Raw genomic sequence first — 15,739 nt, forward strand, 5'->3', positions numbered from 1 at the left:
GAACTTTTAATTCGGAAGGAGGGTCAACAGATGATCCAAGTTCAAACTCGCCTCAGAGTCGGAGACAATTCTGGAGCTAAAGAACTGATGTGCATCAAGGTGCTCGGTGGTTCGATGCGCCGATATGCATCCATTGGAGACATAATCGTCGCTTCTGTTAAAGAAGCAACACCAGGCGGCGTTGTTAAAAAGGGAGATGTCGTCAAAGCGGTTGTTGTTCGCACGAAGAAAGAAATCAAACGCAAAGACGGCACCTATATCCGCTTCAGTGAAAATGCTGCCGTAGTTATTAAAGATGATAAGAGCCCGCGGGGAACTCGTATTTTCGGACCCGTTGCCCGGGAATTGCGTGATAAGGATTTCATGAAAATCATTTCTCTCGCACCGGAAGTAATCTAAGGCCCCATACCAGTGGAGGTGAATGAAGTGGCTGCTGTAAAGCAAAAGATACACGTCAAAAAAGGCGATATGGTTATGGTCATTACAGGAAAAGATGCCGGCAAGAAAGGCAAAGTCCTGGAAGTGTTCCCGAAAAAGGGTCGTGTGGTTATTGAGAAAGTCAATATCGTAAAACGCCACACCAAACCTACTCAAAGCATGCCCCAAGGTGGGATCTTTGAGAAAGAAGCACCCATCGCTAGCTCAAATGTCATGCTGTATTGCACCGAGTGTAATAATGTGACTCGGGTCAGCGTGAAGGAAACTGAGGCTGGAAAAGTCCGTGTTTGCAAAAAATGCGGTGTGAACCTGCCCGACAAAAAATAATCGAGAAGGGAGGGACCTTAGTTGGCTCGTCTAAAAGATAAGTTCAGCAATGAAATAGCTCCTGCATTACAGCAGAAGTTCAACTATAAAAATGTGATGCAAATTCCTAAGCTCGAAAAAGTGGTTATTAATGTGGGCGTTGGGGAAGCCATCCAAAACTCAAAAGCTATCGACGCTGCCGTCGGCGATCTGATGAAAATCACCGGACAAAAACCCGTCGTAACCCGGGCGAAAAAGTCCATCGCAGCTTTCAAACTCCGTACGGGAATGCCCATCGGAACGAAAGTGACTTTACGGGGCGACCGTATGTATGAGTTTGTTGATCGTTTAATGAACGTAGCATTACCTCGTGTTCGTGACTTCCACGGTGTATCCGATAAGGCATTTGACGGACGTGGTAACTATACGCTCGGTATTAAAGAGCAACTCATCTTCCCGGAAATCGAATACGATAAGATCGATAAGGTCCGTGGTATGGATATTATTTTCGTTACAACGGCGAAAACCGATGAGGAAGCTCGTGAATTACTCGGAATGCTGGGAATGCCGTTCCGCAAGTAGAAAAAGGAGGGTCCTAGAGCGTGGCTAAAAAGTCTATGATCGTGCGCAATGCACGTCAACCGAAATATGCAGTTCGTCACCATAACCGTTGCAAACTCTGTGGCCGTCCCCATGCGTATATCCGCAAGTTCGGAATATGCAGGATTTGCTTCAGGGAGTTAGCTTATAAAGGCGAACTTCCTGGCGTGAAGAAGGCCAGTTGGTAAGAGGCGTAAGGAAGGGGGAAGACTCAAGTGGCAATGTCAGATCCAATTGCAGATTTCTTGACCCGCATTCGTAATGCAGGCATGGTTTATCATGATAAAGTTGAAGTACCTGCTTCCAATGTCAAGAAAGCGATTGCTGAAATCCTTAAAGAAGAGGGTTTCATCAAAGATGTTGAATATATTTCCGATAACAAACAAGGAGTCATCCGTTGTTATCTGAAATACGGCCCAAATCGTGAGCGTGTCATTACCGGACTGAAGCGTATCAGCCGTCCCGGACTGCGCGTCTATGCGAAAAAAGATGAAGTACCGAAGGTTCTCGGTGGCCTGGGCGTGGCGATTATCTCCACATCCAAAGGCGTTATGACCGACAAGCGGGCTCGTCAAGAAGGCCTTGGCGGAGAAGTGCTCTGCTACATTTGGTAATCACACACTACGGAGGTGCAGAGAATGTCCAGAATTGGCAAGCGGCCCATTAGTATTCCTAGTGGCGTCGACGTCAACATAGAGGGCAATGTTGTCACCGTTAAAGGACCTAAAGGAACTTTAACGAAAGAAATGCATTCACTCATCAACATTGCCTTGGAAGAACAACAAATCGTCGTGACTCGTCCCGACGATCAGCCTCTCAGCCGCTCCTTGCATGGCTTAACCCGTACACTTGTCGCCAACATGGTTGAAGGTGTTACGAAAGGTTTCAGCAAGAGTCTGGATATGGTAGGGGTAGGATACCGTGCTGCGAAGCAAGGGAACAAACTCGTTCTATCGGTGGGTAAATCCCATCCCGTGGAATTGATTCCTTTCGAGGGAATCGAAGTGGAAGTCCCTGCCCAAAACAAAATCATTGTTAAAGGCATGGACAAGGAACTGGTCGGTGATTTTGCCGCCGAGATCCGTAAGGAACGTCCACCTGAGCCTTACAAAGGCAAAGGGATTAAGTATGAGAACGAAGTCGTCCGTCGTAAAGCCGGTAAGACCGGTGCCAAAAAAGGCGGTAAGAAGTAAGACGTAAGGCAAGGGCAAAAACTCTTGCACAAATGAAAGGAGTGAGTTTCCTTTGATCACGCAAATTGACCGCAAAGCAATTCGCCTGAAGAAGCATAAGCGAGTCCGGAAGAGCGTTTTCGGCACAACAGAACGTCCCCGTTTGGCTGTATTCCGGAGTCTCAATCATATTTACGCCCAAGTGATTAACGATGATCTTGGCGTAACTTTAGCAGCAGCTTCATCCTTGGACTCCGAGTTCAAAGCTTCCGAGCTTGCTGGAGGTAATGTTGAAGGAGCACAAAAAGTCGGCGAACTGATTGCAAAACGTGCACTGGAAAAGGGAGTTTCCAAAGTGGTTTTCGACCGTGGCGGAAACATTTACCACGGACGGATCGCGGCTGTTGCAGAAGCAGCTCGTGAAGCCGGTCTAGAGTTCTAAGACACGGTAAAGGAGGGAAAATCATTGGCGAAAATCGATGCGAGTAAGTTAGAGTTGACTGAAAAAGTCGTTCATATTGCCCGCGTGGCAAAAGTTGTCAAAGGGGGACGCCGTTTCAGCTTCAGCGCCCTGGTCGTCGTCGGAGACGGCCACGGTAATGTAGGAGCTGGACTTGGTAAAGCCGGAGAGGTACCTGAAGCAATTCGCAAAGGCATTGAAGATGCTAAAAAGAATATGGTATCAGTACCCTTGATCGGCACTACCATTCCCCATGCTATCTTAGGAAACTACGGAGCAGGATCCGTTCTGCTTAAGCCTGCAACAAAAGGTACCGGAGTTATCGCCGGCGGAGCAGTCCGTGCCGTTCTTGAAGCTGCCGGTGTATCCGATATTCTCACCAAATCCCTGGGATCTGCAAATCCTCACAACATGGTGAACGCTACGATGGCTGCCTTAAAATCTCTGAAGCGGGCGGAAGACGTTGCTAAACTCCGCGGTAAAACCGTAGAAGAAATTCTGGGTTAGGAGGGTTGGCAGTGAAAATTAAAGTAACACTCGTAAAAAGCCCGATCGGGTATTCAGAAAACCAACGCAAGGTCCTCAAGTCTCTTGGCTTAGGAAAGATGGGTTCTAGTGTAGTTCATGACGATACCCCCAATATCCAAGGGATGATCCGCAAATGCGCACACTTGGTTGCGGTGGAAAACGTCGCAGAATAAAAGGAGGTGTTGACGAGCATGAAATTGCATGAACTTAAGCCTGCACAAGGTTCAACGAAAGCTCCTAAGCGTTTAGGCCGTGGAATTGGCTCCGGAACCGGTAAAACTGCCGGTAAAGGTCATAAGGGCCAAAAAGCCCGTGCCGGCGGCGGAGTACGTCCCGGTTTCGAGGGTGGCCAACAGCCTCTTTACCGCCGGATCCCCAAACGTGGCTTTACCAACATCTTCAAGAAAGAATATGTTGTGTTGAATGTCCGTGATTTGGAAGAACGCTTTGAAAATGGTGCGGTTGTCAGTTATGAGAGCCTCTTTGAAGTAGGACTCATCAAAACTGTTAAAGATGGCGTAAAGATATTGGGAACAGGAGAACTGAGCAAAGCCTTGACTGTCCAAGTGGACAAAGTCAGCAAAACCGCAGCAGATAAGATTGTTGCTGCTGGTGGAAAAGTCGAGGTGGAATAAGATGATTGTCGATTCCCTGAGAAATGCCTGGAAGCTGCCAGAAATCAGGACAAAAATCGGATTCACCTTACTCATGTTTCTTGTTTTCCGTATTGGTGCTCACATTCCGATCCCCTTCATCAATCATGACGTTCTGTCAAACATGTTGGGGTCGGGGACTTTATATGATTTCTTGGATACCTTTTCCGGTGGATCCTTTAGGAGGTTCTCAGTCTTTGCACTGAGTATTACTCCCTATATTACAGCTTCGATTATTCTTCAGCTTTTGACGATCGTCATCCCCTCTCTTGAACGCTTAGCTAAAGAAGGGGAATTCGGAAGAAAGAAGATCACCCAGTATACCCGTTATGGAACCGTCATCCTTGGCTTCATCCAAGGTTTCGGTATGACCTTTGGATTGCGGGGAGCCCTCATCATTCCCAAAGCGGGAATGGAATGGCTCATTTACCTCTTAGTGGCCTTGATCCTCACCGCAGGAACAGCTTTCCTGATGTGGTTGGGAGAACGGATCACTGAGAATGGGATCGGTAACGGAATCTCCTTGATCATCTTCGCCGGGATCGTAGCCGGAGTGCCGGATGCGATTAAACGTATCGCCGGACTCCTCAATGTTGGAGAGATTACACTTTTCTCCGTACTTGGACTTATCGTGATTGGTCTGGGGATCATCGCCGGAGTAGTCTTTATCCAAGAAGGTCAGCGGAGAATCCAGGTTCAATACGCCAAGCGTGTGGTTGGACGCCGTGTTTACGGAGGCCAATCCTCACATATTCCCATGAAGGTCAACCAAGCCGGGGTTATTCCCATCATCTTTGCGATTAGCTTGCTCGCTTTCCCGAGCACCATCGCAACCTGGATGCCATCAACCTCTGGTTATGTACAATTCGTCAATAAGTGGCTGGTCATGAACGGCTCGCTGACCTCGATTCCTTATCTGATCGTGTATGCGATGCTGATCATCTTCTTCACCTACTTCTACACAGCCGTCAGCTTTAATCCGGTGGATGTGGCAGATAACCTGAAGAAGTATGGCGGGTTCATTCCTGGACTTCGCCCTGGCCGTGCTACCTCAGATTATCTTTCTAAGATTTTAAGCCGGCTTACTTTAGCCGGGGGAACCTTCCTCGCCTTGATTGCGGTTCTTCCGAGTTTAGTCATCGGGCTGACTGGAATTCCCAACATCACTCTGGGCGGAACCTCATTGCTGATCGTCGTGAGCGTTGCGCTGGAAACCATGAAACAGCTGGAGTCCATGCTTATGCAGCGGCACTACCAAGGGTTCATGAAGTAAGGAGGACTACCTGATGAGAGCAATCCTCATGGGGCCCCCTGGGGCAGGTAAAGGAACACAAGCTGCCGATTTAATGTCGAGATATCAGATTCCTCATATTTCTACCGGGGATATGTTCCGGGCTGCTATTAAAGCAGGAACTGCCCTGGGGATGAAAGCTAAGGAATATATGGATGCCGGTTCTCTCGTCCCTGACGAGGTAACCATCGGGATCGTCGCCGAGCGATTGGCGGAACCCGATTGCAGTAAAGGATTCTTATTGGATGGTTTTCCACGGACAGTCGCTCAGGCGGATGCCTTAGATAAGATTCTCGCCAAGCTCAAGATGAACCTTGATGGCGTGATCAATATCGAAGTTCCTGAAGCAAAACTCCTTGAGCGCCTGACAGGCCGCCGGATTTGCCGGCAGTGTGGAGCAACCTACCATATGGTTTTCAATCCACCCGCTTCAGAAGCAGTTTGCGATAAGTGCGGTGGAGAGCTTTACCAACGCAGCGATGACACTTTGGAAACCGCCAAGAACCGGTTGCAGGTCTATAATGATCAAACTCAGCCCCTGATCGATTATTATCGGGAAAAGGGACTTCTGAGGGAGATTAACGGGGATCAGGATATTGCACAAGTATTGCAAGATATTGTGGACGCTATGGAGCATGGGCATGATTGAGTTGAAGAACCCTTCTCAAATTGCCGTGATGCGTAAGGCAGGGAAGATCGTGGCGGATACCTTGGAGCTGATGCGTGAAAACGTACGGCCCGGAATCACCACGGGGGAGTTGGATCGAATCGCAGAGGAGTATATCCGCAAATGCGGTGCCGTTCCTGCCTTCAAAGGGTATAACGGATTTCCCTCCTCTCTCTGTACTTCCGTCAATGAACAAGTGGTTCATGGCTTTCCCGGTTTAAGGACTCTGCAATCTGGAGATATTATCAGTATTGACTGTGGTGCGGTTTTTGATGGATATGTGGGAGACGCAGCGATTACCTTACCCGTAGGCGACATTTCCGAAGAACTGCAGCTGCTGCTGCGGGTTACGGAAGAATCCTTAATGCTGGGTATACCCAAAGCCATTAAGGGCAATCGCCTCCAGGATATATCGCACGCCATACAAACCCATGTAGAGGCCCACGGTCTATCCGTTGTACGAGACTATGTCGGCCATGGAATCGGTCGGGCGATGCATGAGGATCCGCAGATTCCCAACTACGGTAAGCCAGGCCGAGGGCCACGACTCGAAATCGGGATGGTTTTGGCTATCGAACCCATGGTTAACTTGGGAACTTATGAAGTAAAAGTTTTGAGTGACCACTGGACTGTCGTGACGAAGGATGGTAAAGCATCTGCCCATTTCGAACACACAGTAGCCATTACTGAAAATGGCCCTGAGATATTAACTCGGAGTTAAGTACACCCGATAGAGTGCCGGAGGAGGGCTGAACATGTCAAAAGAAGATATTATTGAAGTTGAAGGAAAGGTCCTGGAACCATTGCCCAATGCCATGTTTTTAGTGGAATTATCCAATGGACATAAGGTATTGGCTCATGTGTCCGGGAAGATTCGCATGAATTTTATACGTATTCTGCCGGGGGACCGGGTCACTGTGGAGCTTTCTCCCTATGACTTATCTCGCGGACGGATCGTGTATCGGTTTAAGTAAAGGACCAAAGGGAGGGGATTACAGTGAAAGTAAGGCCTTCTGTGAAAAAAATCTGTGAAAAATGCAAGGTCATCAAGCGCCATGGCAAAGTCATGGTGATATGTGAAAACCCGAAACACAAACAAAGGCAAGGGTAAGACAAAATGACTCACCGTTGCGCGGCTGATTGGACCTAGAGTTAGATCCAATGTAGCGGGAGCTGTCTACTTGCTTAACTAGAGTTTGTTGCGGATGGTTTGTTTATTTGAATGAATTTAACAGCCATGGGATGTCTGTCCCAATGGTGTAACAGCTTATGGGGGTGTAAAGTTTAGATGGCACGTATCGCTGGAGTAGATTTACCGCGGGAAAAACGTGTTGAAGTGGGACTGACCTATATCTATGGAATTGGGATTCCCACCGCACAAAAAATCCTCGCCAGAACCGGCGTCAACCCGGACACTCGTATTCGTGACTTATCCGAAGAGGAAGTGAACCGCCTCCGGGAAGTTATCGATAAAGAAATTAAAGTTGAAGGTGACTTGCGTCGGGAAGTATCCCTTAATATTAAGCGTCTGATGGAAATCGGCTGCTATCGTGGATTACGTCATCGTCGTGGACTTCCTGTACGGGGTCAACGTACTAAGACGAATGCTCGTACCCGTAAAGGTCCGATCAAGACTGTTGGCGCAAAACGTAAAAAGTAATAAGGGGGGATTACCGAGATGGCGCGTAAAGTTGTACGCACAAAACGCCGTGAGCGTAAAAATATCGCTACTGGCGTTGCCCATATTAAGTCAACATTTAACAATAGTATGGTCACCATTACCGATCCAAAAGGTAATGTGATCTCTTGGTCCAGTGCGGGAGCACTTGGCTTCAAAGGATCTCGTAAGAGCACTCCTTATGCTGCTCAAATGGCTGCCGAAACTGCTGCCAAAGCGGCAATGGAACATGGCATGAAAGAAGTTGAATGCTTTGTTAAGGGACCGGGTGCCGGCCGTGAGGCTGCTATCCGTGCTCTCCAAGCTGCCGGTTTGGAAGTTAATATGATTAAAGACGTGACGCCGATTCCGCATAACGGTTGTCGGCCTCCGAAACGTAGAAGGGTATAAGGAGGTGTCATCATGGCAAGATATACAGGACCTGTTTGTCGTTTATGTCGCCGGGAAGGTATGAAGCTCTTCCTTAAGGGAGATCGTTGCTATACAGGCAAGTGCGCGATTGATCGTCGTGCCTATGCCCCTGGTCAACACGGCCAAAGCCGTGGCAAGAAGCCAACTGAATATGGTATTCAGTTGCGTGAAAAACAAAAAGTTCGCCGGATCTATGGCGTTCAGGAAAAACAATTCCGCAGCTACTACGATAAGGCCAACCGTCAAAAAGGGATCGTGGGTGAAAATCTCCTTCGTCTCTTAGAGCGCCGCCTTGACAATGTTGTATTCCAACTGGGATTCGCTACATCCCGTCCGGAAGCTCGTCAACTGGTGCGTCATGGTCACTTTACCGTCAATGGCCGCCGTGTTGATATTCCTTCCTTCCTCGTTCGTGTTGGGGACATCGTTGGTGTCAAAGAAGGCAGCAAGTCTTCACCACGCATGAAGGAAATCCTATCCTCTTTGGATCGGACTCCACCGAAATGGATGAGCTTGGATGCTAATGCTGCAACCGGAACAATCATCGCACTACCTGATCGAGAAGATATTCAACTGCCCATCCAAGAACATCTTATTGTTGAAAAATACTCCCGTTAATAATCATGAGCTTAGGATGGCTTGTTGATATCAAGTTCCCGAGAAAGAAGGTGCATTCCGATGTTAGAAATCGAGAAGCCCAAGATTGAATGTGTCGAACGTACAGACGATAATTCTTATGCTAAATTTGTCGTTGAGCCTCTCGAAAGGGGATATGGAATTACCCTGGGTAACTCCTTGAGAAGAATTCTTCTCTCCTCTCTTCCAGGGACGGCAGTCACATCAGTAAAAATCGAAGGGGTACTCCACGAGTTTTCTACTGTACCAGGGGTTTTGGAAGATGTTACAGACATCATTCTCAACCTCAAGAGCCTTGCTATAAAAGGACATACGGATGAACCCAAAGTTCTCCGTCTGGAAGCCGAAGGGGAAGGAGTCATCAAGGCCGGCGACATCATTACTGATGCAGATATTGAAATTCTCAATCCGGACTTGAAGATTGCAACTTTGGATAAGGATGGTCGTCTCTTCATGGAGATGACTGCCGAAAGAGGACGGGGCTATGTTTCGGCTGATAAGAACAAAAAGCCAGACCAAGCCATCGGAATCATTCCCATCGACTCCATCTTCGCACCCATCTATAAGGTCAATTATACCGTTGAGGACACTCGTGTCGGAATGGTCACAGACTATGACAGGCTTACCCTGGAAGTCTGGTCCAACGGCAGTATCACACCGGAAGAAGCGACCAGCCTGGCTGCGAAAATTCTTAGTGAGCATTTGCGTCTCTTCATCGGCCTCACCGACAAGCTCAATAATGTTGAGATCATGGTAGAGAAAGAAGAAGAAGCGAAAGACAAAATCCTGGAGATGACGATTGAAGATCTTGACCTCTCAGTCCGCTCTTACAATTGTCTGAAACGGGCCGGCATTAACTCAGTAGAAGAACTGACCCAGAAGACGGAAGAGGATATGATCAAGGTGCGTAATCTCGGTCGTAAATCCTTGGAAGAAGTGGAGTCTAAGTTAAGAGAGCTCGGCTTGGGGTTCCGCAAAGCCGATGACTAATTCGGTGCAAAAGGAGGGGAACAACATTGGCTTACCGTAAATTGGGAAGAAACATGGGTCACAGAGGCGCAATGCTTCGCAACCTAGCGACCTCCCTTTTAAAACACGAGCGCATCCAAACCACAGAAGCCCGTGCCAAAGAGGTAAACGCGATTGCTGAGAAGATGATCACTCTCGGCAAACAAGGGGATCTCGCAGCACGCAGACATGCTCTGTCTTACCTGTTGGAAGAAGATGTCGTTACCAAACTGTTTACAGAAATTGCTCCAAAGTATGCTGAGCGCCAAGGTGGATATACCCGGATCGTTAAAGTCGGGCCTCGCCGCGGAGACGCTGCAGAAATGGTTCTTATTGAACTCGTCTAGTGATAGATTAACATGATTCTTGGTCTCTATGAAAAAAGCCAGGCTATATTAAGCCTGGCTTTTTGCGTTCTCGTTCGATTATGCTGCTCTGAAAAAGGCCCGAAAAGCTGATTCTCCAGGATTTTGCTTTACACCGTTTGCTCCATAAGCTGCGCGGACAAAACTAACGCTCAAGCTCTCCGCTCCGAAAGGACCTACGCCGCTAAGTCCTTCTCTGTGGCGTGGCGGCTTGGGCGAAACCCTCATCCGGGTTTCGTCCGGCCAAATCGCTCCTCGAAAGCACTGCTTTCGCACTTGTGCTCAATGGCCGGTTGGAAACGTCCTGTTTCCAACCTTTCTCCGCTGCGTGCTTTTCGCGAAGTTTTGTTTCCGCTCGCTTAAATTCGCTCACTTTTAGAGTACGTGAGTCTCCGATCAAGAAACCTTCCAGTGGAAGGTTTCAGGAGATCACGCCCGAAGGTGCGTTGTGCGTAAAGCTACACGACCCGAGACGTTTTCCATCCTCAGCAGAAACGCTATTAAGTGATTGTAATCACACTTTGGTATGGAATTTTTAAGTAAAATGAGATGTGTGAAAAAACTTGAGTAAAGATTGTGAAGAAGGATGGACAGTATGAATATTAAAAAGAGAAAAATAACCGGATTGAACCTGCTCAATCAAGACCGGGCACCCCTGGAGCGGAGGGCGGTGCAGTTTTTATTTGTGTTGGTTATTTTGTTTATCGGCATTCAATTCATTCGATTTGTCAACTCTTATGCCGATCCTAGCGCCACCGTGCTGGTCCACCGGCCGGCCGGAGTGGAGGCTTTTCTGCCCATTAGTGCCTTGGTAGCTCTGAAATCCTGGCTGTATACAGGGATATTTGATAGTATTCATCCTGCGGGACTTGTCATCTTATTATTGGCTATGGCCCTTTCTCTTGTATTCAAACGGAGCTTCTGCTCTTGGATCTGTCCCATTGGCACCTTATCCGAGGGATTGGCTATCATCGGGAGGAAGCTTTTGGGCAGGAATTTTGTTCTTCCTCGTTGGCTGGATTATCCTTTGCGTTCTCTGAAATATATTCTTCTCAGCTTTTTCATGGCCTTTATCCTGATCTTCATGGATGGCCCCAGTGCCTATGGTTTTCTGCAGACTCCTTATAATATGATCGCTGATGTTAAAATGCTGGATTTTTTTAAAAACCTTACCGTGACGGGCATGACCGTTATTACAGTTCTTGCTTTGCTTTCGGCAGTTATCCAGAACTTCTGGTGCAGATATCTTTGTCCCTATGGTGCGCTGATGAGCCTGCTCAGTATTTTCAGCCCTTGGAAGATCCGTAGAAATGGGGATACATGCATCTCATGCCAAAAATGTACGGCAGTCTGTCCTAATCAACTCAAAGTAGCTAAAGCAAAAGATATTTTGTCACCGGAGTGCTCAGGGTGTCTGAACTGTGTTAAGAGTTGTCCGGTAAAAGGGACCTTGGAATTCAGCTCCCCTCCATTCAGCAGTAAGAGACTGGCCTTCGACCCCAAAAGGGCGGCTATCATTCTTGTCGTGACCTGGTTTATGGTAGTTGGGGTTGCAAAGTTCACGGGACATTGGGAAAGCAGTATCCCTCCGGAAATGTATAGGATCCTGATTCCTCAAGCGGAGCAATTTAATCATTAGGAGAAGCAGGAAGGCTTTTAGGCCTTCCTTTTTATTCTCTTCATCATTTCGAGCAGCAGGACTTGCCTGACCTTCAAAGAATAAATCGTTTTTCCAAATACTTAAGAAATAATATAGCATAGCTGAATTTTCCTTAGATCAGTCTAAAGTTTTATAATGTAGAAAAAATTTAGATTATTGACAGAATTCTATTGAGTGATAGAATAAAATAAGGTCAACTAATATATAACAAGAAGGGGAGAAAGAAGTTGAAAAAAGGAAAACGGTTTATCGCCCTTGCCCTCACGGCGCTTCTAGTCAGCGTTTCCATTGCTGGCTGCGGCGGAAGCAGTGCAAGTACCGGCGGCTCTGGTTCAGGAGAAAAAGTGGACAAAGCAAAGGAAACCCTAATCTATGCTCAGGGTGCTGAGCCAAGAGGACTCGACCCAGCCCTTGTCGATGATGGTGAATCGGCGAAGGTCATGATCAATATTTATGAGGGCCTCTTGCAGTACAACAAGGATTCAACAAAAGTTGAGCCTTCTTTGGCGAAAAGCTGGGATGTAAGTCCCGATGGTCTTGCTTACACTTTCTATCTTCAAGAGGGGGTCAAGTTCCATGACGGTACAGACTTCAATGCTGAAGCTGTAAAATTCAATATCGACCGTCAAATCCCACCCCAAGCCACTCCAGACATGGCTTATGGTTCTTTTGTTTATGGATCGGTTAAGAATGTAGAAGTTGTAGATACCTACACCGTTAAAATCAATTTGACTGATCCCAGCACTCCTTTCCTCAATAACCTGGCAATGGTTATGAGTGCTCCCATGGTTAGCCCCAAGGCCCTACAGGATAATAACAACAATGTGAACCAAGCCCCTGTAGGAACCGGTCCATACAAATTTGTGAGCTGGGCAAAAGATGAAAACATCGTTTTAGTTCGCAGTGATGAATATTGGGGCGATAAGGCATTGACCAAGAATGTCATTTTCAAATTCATTAAAGACAATTCTGCACGTGTGATTGCCTTAAATAACGGTGAAGCAGATATGATCGATGGAATTGATGCCACCGTCGTTGATCAGATCACCGGCGCAGGAAATAAGGTCTTCCAAGCTCCCGGGATGAATACCAATTACATGGCTTATAACACTTCAAGAGCACCTTTTAATGATGCTAAGGTCCGCAAGGCTATTTCTCAAGCCATTAATGTCCCGGAATTGGTCACTAGTCTCTATCAAGGCTATTCCGAGACCGCAACCTCCATTCTTCCTACCTTTATGGAAGGGTATGACCCAAGCATCGCTCAAGTTTCCTACGATCCTACGGCATCTGCAGAAGCTCTCAAGGCTGCCGGAGTAACAAAGGTTCATATCATCACCTATACCAATCCCAGACCTTATAATGCGGCTACCGGTCAGGCACTGGCTGAAGCAATTCAAGGTTATCTCTCCAAAGTCAATGTAACCGTTACCATCGATTCCTTTGACTGGACTACTTATAAAGAGAAAGTTAAAGCGGGAGATTATGATATTTGCTTCTATGGTTGGATCGGGGATAACGGGGACCCTGACAACTTTATGTATCTGTTGGCTCATGAAGACCCGACTATGAACGTAGCCCGTTACAATAATCCTGAATTTAACAACCTGATTAAAGAAGGAATTAAAGCTCCTGCAGGTGAAGGGCGCAATAAGATTTACACCGAGCTGGAGAAGATTGCGGCTGAAGACGCAGCATGGCTCCCCATTTCCCATGCTCAGACCCTTGCAGCGTACAGACCAAATGTCCAAAACTTCTTATATCACGTAACTGGTGTTACCCCGTTTGCCGGAGTATCCAAGCAATAAAAAGAGTAGGCTGCCGAGAACCGGTATCTTTACCGGTTCCCGGTTTTGCTTTTTCATAATAAGCAAAACCGGATTTTCTCTATCTTTAGAGCCGAAGGGTGTTGGAGATGCTAAAATATATCATTAAACGAATCTTAATGTTAATTCCAGTATTATTAGGGGTATCCATCATTGTATTCCTGATTATGCGTGTTTTCTCACCTGATCCTGCTCCCATTGTCTTAGGGCAGCATGCGACTCAGGAGACAGTGGATGTTTGGAGGCAGGCCAACGGTTTGAACGACCCCATTCCCCTTCAATATCTGAATTTTGTTGCAGGTGCCCTGCAAGGTAATTTAGGGACATCCTACTATACCAAGGCACCGGTCATTGAAGAAATTATGTCCCGTTTTCCGGCCACTATTGAATTGGCCTTATTTGCTATTATCATCGCCTCTGTGTTCGGAATTATTATTGGTATTATCTCCGCGGTGAAAAAGAATTCCTTGTTTGATAACGCGGGTATGTTCTTAGCCCTGGTGGGGGTATCCATGCCTATCTTTTGGCTGGGAATTTTGCTGATTATTCTTTTCTCCGGGACTCTCCATTGGCTTCCTTCCAGTGGAAGGATCGATCCTTTGCTGAGGCCTATGGATGTTACAGGGTTTTATCTTATCGACAGCCTGATTGCCGGAGATATGGAGGCCTTTATGGATGCCTTCCAGCATCTGATCTTGCCGGGTGTAGCTCTTGCCATGTATTCCATGGCTATCATTACCCGTATGACTCGTTCCAGCATGTTGGAGACCCTGCAGCAGGATTATATTCGCACAGCAAGAGCTAAAGGGGTGTCCGAAGGGAAGGTCATACGCAAGCATGCTTTCCGCAATGGCCTGATACCGATCGTCACGGTTATCGGTCTCCAATTGGGGAGTCTGCTCGGGGGAGCCGTGCTGACAGAAACCGTCTTCTCCTGGCCGGGTATCGGTTCCTATACCGTAGCCTGCATCCTTAAGTCCGATTTTCCGGTGGTGCAGGGAGTTGTACTGCTCATTGCCACGGTTTTTGTACTGATGAATTTGCTGGTCGACGTGATCTATGCCTTTTTAGATCCACGTATTAAATATTCCAGGTAGGAGGTAGCTTGTATGAAGAACACTAATGTTTCAAGCTCAGATATCAATCTGCAGGCTGCTGAATACGTGGAAAAACCAGAATCGCAGCTGAAGGAAATGTGGGATACACTCAAGCAGAATAAGGCCGCAGTGGTCGGCTTATGTATCATCATCATGCTGGTTCTTATCTCTCTCGTGGTCTGGGTGAGCAATCTCCTGGGGATCCAGGTTTTGCCCTATGACCCTAACTATTCCGATATGTCCAAAAGCTTTATTCATCCTAATGCCGAGCATTGGTTCGGCACAGACCAGCTGGGCAGAGACCTGTTCAGCAGAGTTCTGGATGGGACGAAGATTTCTCTTTTTGTTGGAGTTGCGGCTGTTTCAATCTCTCTCACCGTCGGTGTTGTCCTGGGAGCCATCGCCGGCTATCGCGGTGGCAGGACGGATACCATCATCATGAGATTCATGGATATGATCCTGGCCATCCCCTCCATCTTGTTAGCCATTGCTTTCATGGCTGCTCTGGGTAAGGGCCTGGATAAAGCGGTCATAGCCATTGGACTTGTATCCATTCCGGAGTATGCCCGCATCGTCCGGGGCAGTATTCTTTCTATCAAAGAAAGTGACTATGTGCAGGCGGCCAAGGTGATTGGCAACAGGGACAGCCGTATCATCTTTAAACATATCCTGCCGAATATCGTATCCCTCATCGTCGTGCGGGCCACTTTGGGAATTTCCACGGCTGTGCTGGATACAGCAGCCCTTGGCTTTTTAGGTCTGGGTGTCCAACCGCCCTTTGCTGAGTGGGGAGATATGTTAGGAAGGGCAAGAGGTTTCATTTTTACCGCACCCTATACCTTGATTTTCCCGGGCATCGCCATCACGATTACCGTTTTGGCCTTTAATTTATTGGGCGACGGGCTTCGTGATGCTCTTGATCCAAAATCCAGAATAAAATAGG

Annotated in this window: 24 protein-coding genes; all 24 read left to right on the plus strand. The window is 47.4% G+C overall.

Annotated features, from left to right (window positions below):
• Positions 1 to 30: 30 nt before the first annotated feature.
• The 24 genes from rplN to DESDE_RS02235 all read left to right on the plus strand — a co-directional run bounded on the left by rplN (position 31) and on the right by DESDE_RS02235 (position 15,738).
• Positions 31 to 399 (plus strand): 50S ribosomal protein L14, encoded by a 369-nt coding sequence (gene rplN / locus DESDE_RS02115; RefSeq protein ID WP_014792394.1) that lies wholly within the window; start codon positions 31 to 33, stop codon positions 397 to 399.
• Between the two features lie 27 nt (positions 400 to 426).
• Positions 427 to 765 carry a 50S ribosomal protein L24 gene (gene rplX / locus DESDE_RS02120; protein WP_014792395.1) on the plus strand — a complete coding sequence of 113 codons (339 nt, stop codon included), beginning with the start codon at positions 427 to 429 and terminating at the stop codon, positions 763 to 765.
• Between the two features lie 21 nt (positions 766 to 786).
• Positions 787 to 1,326 carry a 50S ribosomal protein L5 gene (gene rplE / locus DESDE_RS02125; RefSeq protein ID WP_014792396.1) on the plus strand — a complete coding sequence of 180 codons (540 nt, stop codon included), beginning with the start codon at positions 787 to 789 and terminating at the stop codon, positions 1,324 to 1,326.
• Positions 1,327 to 1,346: 20 nt separating this feature from the next.
• The gene (locus tag DESDE_RS02130) at positions 1,347 to 1,532 is read left to right on the plus strand and encodes a type Z 30S ribosomal protein S14 (protein ID WP_011459104.1); all 186 of its coding nucleotides are present in this window, start codon (positions 1,347 to 1,349) and stop codon (positions 1,530 to 1,532) included.
• Positions 1,533 to 1,559: 27 nt separating this feature from the next.
• A complete protein-coding gene (gene rpsH, locus DESDE_RS02135) occupies positions 1,560 to 1,958 on the plus strand; it encodes a 30S ribosomal protein S8 (protein ID WP_014792397.1) in 399 nt (132 codons plus the stop codon).
• A 24-nt stretch (positions 1,959 to 1,982) separates the two neighbouring features.
• Positions 1,983 to 2,537 carry a 50S ribosomal protein L6 gene (rplF, locus tag DESDE_RS02140; protein WP_014792398.1) on the plus strand — a complete coding sequence of 185 codons (555 nt, stop codon included), beginning with the start codon at positions 1,983 to 1,985 and terminating at the stop codon, positions 2,535 to 2,537.
• A 52-nt stretch (positions 2,538 to 2,589) separates the two neighbouring features.
• Entirely contained in the window at positions 2,590 to 2,958 is a 369-nt protein-coding gene (gene rplR, locus DESDE_RS02145) for a 50S ribosomal protein L18 (RefSeq protein ID WP_014792399.1), read from the plus strand.
• Positions 2,959 to 2,982: 24 nt separating this feature from the next.
• Complete coding sequence (rpsE, locus tag DESDE_RS02150; protein WP_014792400.1) at positions 2,983 to 3,483, plus strand: 30S ribosomal protein S5; 501 nt, start codon at positions 2,983 to 2,985, stop codon at positions 3,481 to 3,483.
• 11 nt (positions 3,484 to 3,494) lie between these two features.
• Entirely contained in the window at positions 3,495 to 3,677 is a 183-nt protein-coding gene (rpmD, locus tag DESDE_RS02155; RefSeq protein WP_014792401.1) for a 50S ribosomal protein L30, read from the plus strand.
• 18 nt (positions 3,678 to 3,695) lie between these two features.
• Positions 3,696 to 4,139: a 50S ribosomal protein L15 gene (gene rplO / locus DESDE_RS02160; protein ID WP_014792402.1), complete on the plus strand. Its 444-nt coding sequence runs from the start codon at positions 3,696 to 3,698 to the stop codon at positions 4,137 to 4,139.
• 1 nt (position 4,140) lies between these two features.
• Positions 4,141 to 5,430, plus strand: a complete 1,290-nt coding sequence (gene secY / locus DESDE_RS02165) for a preprotein translocase subunit SecY (protein ID WP_014792403.1) — start codon at positions 4,141 to 4,143, stop codon at positions 5,428 to 5,430.
• Between the two features lie 13 nt (positions 5,431 to 5,443).
• A complete protein-coding gene (locus DESDE_RS02170; protein WP_014792404.1) occupies positions 5,444 to 6,097 on the plus strand; it encodes an adenylate kinase in 654 nt (217 codons plus the stop codon).
• Positions 6,090 to 6,836 carry a type I methionyl aminopeptidase gene (map, locus tag DESDE_RS02175; RefSeq protein ID WP_014792405.1) on the plus strand — a complete coding sequence of 249 codons (747 nt, stop codon included), beginning with the start codon at positions 6,090 to 6,092 and terminating at the stop codon, positions 6,834 to 6,836. Before DESDE_RS02170 ends, map begins: the two co-directional genes overlap by 8 nt.
• Before the next feature lie 34 nt (positions 6,837 to 6,870).
• Positions 6,871 to 7,089: a translation initiation factor IF-1 gene (gene infA / locus DESDE_RS02180; protein WP_014792406.1), complete on the plus strand. Its 219-nt coding sequence runs from the start codon at positions 6,871 to 6,873 to the stop codon at positions 7,087 to 7,089.
• Positions 7,090 to 7,112: 23 nt separating this feature from the next.
• Positions 7,113 to 7,226: a 50S ribosomal protein L36 gene (gene rpmJ / locus DESDE_RS02185; RefSeq protein ID WP_005810119.1), complete on the plus strand. Its 114-nt coding sequence runs from the start codon at positions 7,113 to 7,115 to the stop codon at positions 7,224 to 7,226.
• Positions 7,227 to 7,403: 177 nt separating this feature from the next.
• Entirely contained in the window at positions 7,404 to 7,775 is a 372-nt protein-coding gene (gene rpsM / locus DESDE_RS02190; protein ID WP_014792407.1) for a 30S ribosomal protein S13, read from the plus strand.
• 18 nt (positions 7,776 to 7,793) lie between these two features.
• Positions 7,794 to 8,183: a 30S ribosomal protein S11 gene (rpsK, locus tag DESDE_RS02195; RefSeq protein ID WP_014792408.1), complete on the plus strand. Its 390-nt coding sequence runs from the start codon at positions 7,794 to 7,796 to the stop codon at positions 8,181 to 8,183.
• Positions 8,184 to 8,195: 12 nt separating this feature from the next.
• Entirely contained in the window at positions 8,196 to 8,822 is a 627-nt protein-coding gene (rpsD, locus tag DESDE_RS02200) for a 30S ribosomal protein S4 (protein ID WP_014792409.1), read from the plus strand.
• A gap of 60 nt (positions 8,823 to 8,882) precedes the next feature.
• On the plus strand, positions 8,883 to 9,830 hold the full coding sequence (locus tag DESDE_RS02205; protein ID WP_014792410.1) for a DNA-directed RNA polymerase subunit alpha: 948 nt from the start codon (positions 8,883 to 8,885) through the stop codon (positions 9,828 to 9,830).
• Between the two features lie 26 nt (positions 9,831 to 9,856).
• A complete protein-coding gene (gene rplQ / locus DESDE_RS02210) occupies positions 9,857 to 10,195 on the plus strand; it encodes a 50S ribosomal protein L17 (protein ID WP_014792411.1) in 339 nt (112 codons plus the stop codon).
• 613 nt (positions 10,196 to 10,808) lie between these two features.
• On the plus strand, positions 10,809 to 11,852 hold the full coding sequence (locus DESDE_RS02220; protein WP_014792412.1) for a 4Fe-4S binding protein: 1,044 nt from the start codon (positions 10,809 to 10,811) through the stop codon (positions 11,850 to 11,852).
• A 248-nt stretch (positions 11,853 to 12,100) separates the two neighbouring features.
• Positions 12,101 to 13,681: an ABC transporter substrate-binding protein gene (locus tag DESDE_RS02225; protein ID WP_014792413.1), complete on the plus strand. Its 1,581-nt coding sequence runs from the start codon at positions 12,101 to 12,103 to the stop codon at positions 13,679 to 13,681.
• Between the two features lie 107 nt (positions 13,682 to 13,788).
• Entirely contained in the window at positions 13,789 to 14,796 is a 1,008-nt protein-coding gene (locus DESDE_RS02230; protein ID WP_014792414.1) for an ABC transporter permease, read from the plus strand.
• Between the two features lie 12 nt (positions 14,797 to 14,808).
• Positions 14,809 to 15,738 carry an ABC transporter permease gene (locus DESDE_RS02235; protein ID WP_014792415.1) on the plus strand — a complete coding sequence of 310 codons (930 nt, stop codon included), beginning with the start codon at positions 14,809 to 14,811 and terminating at the stop codon, positions 15,736 to 15,738.
• Position 15,739: the final 1 nt, after the last annotated feature.

It is taken from the genome of Desulfitobacterium dehalogenans ATCC 51507 (assembly GCF_000243155.2).
GTDB classification, from domain to species: domain Bacteria; phylum Bacillota; class Desulfitobacteriia; order Desulfitobacteriales; family Desulfitobacteriaceae; genus Desulfitobacterium; species Desulfitobacterium dehalogenans.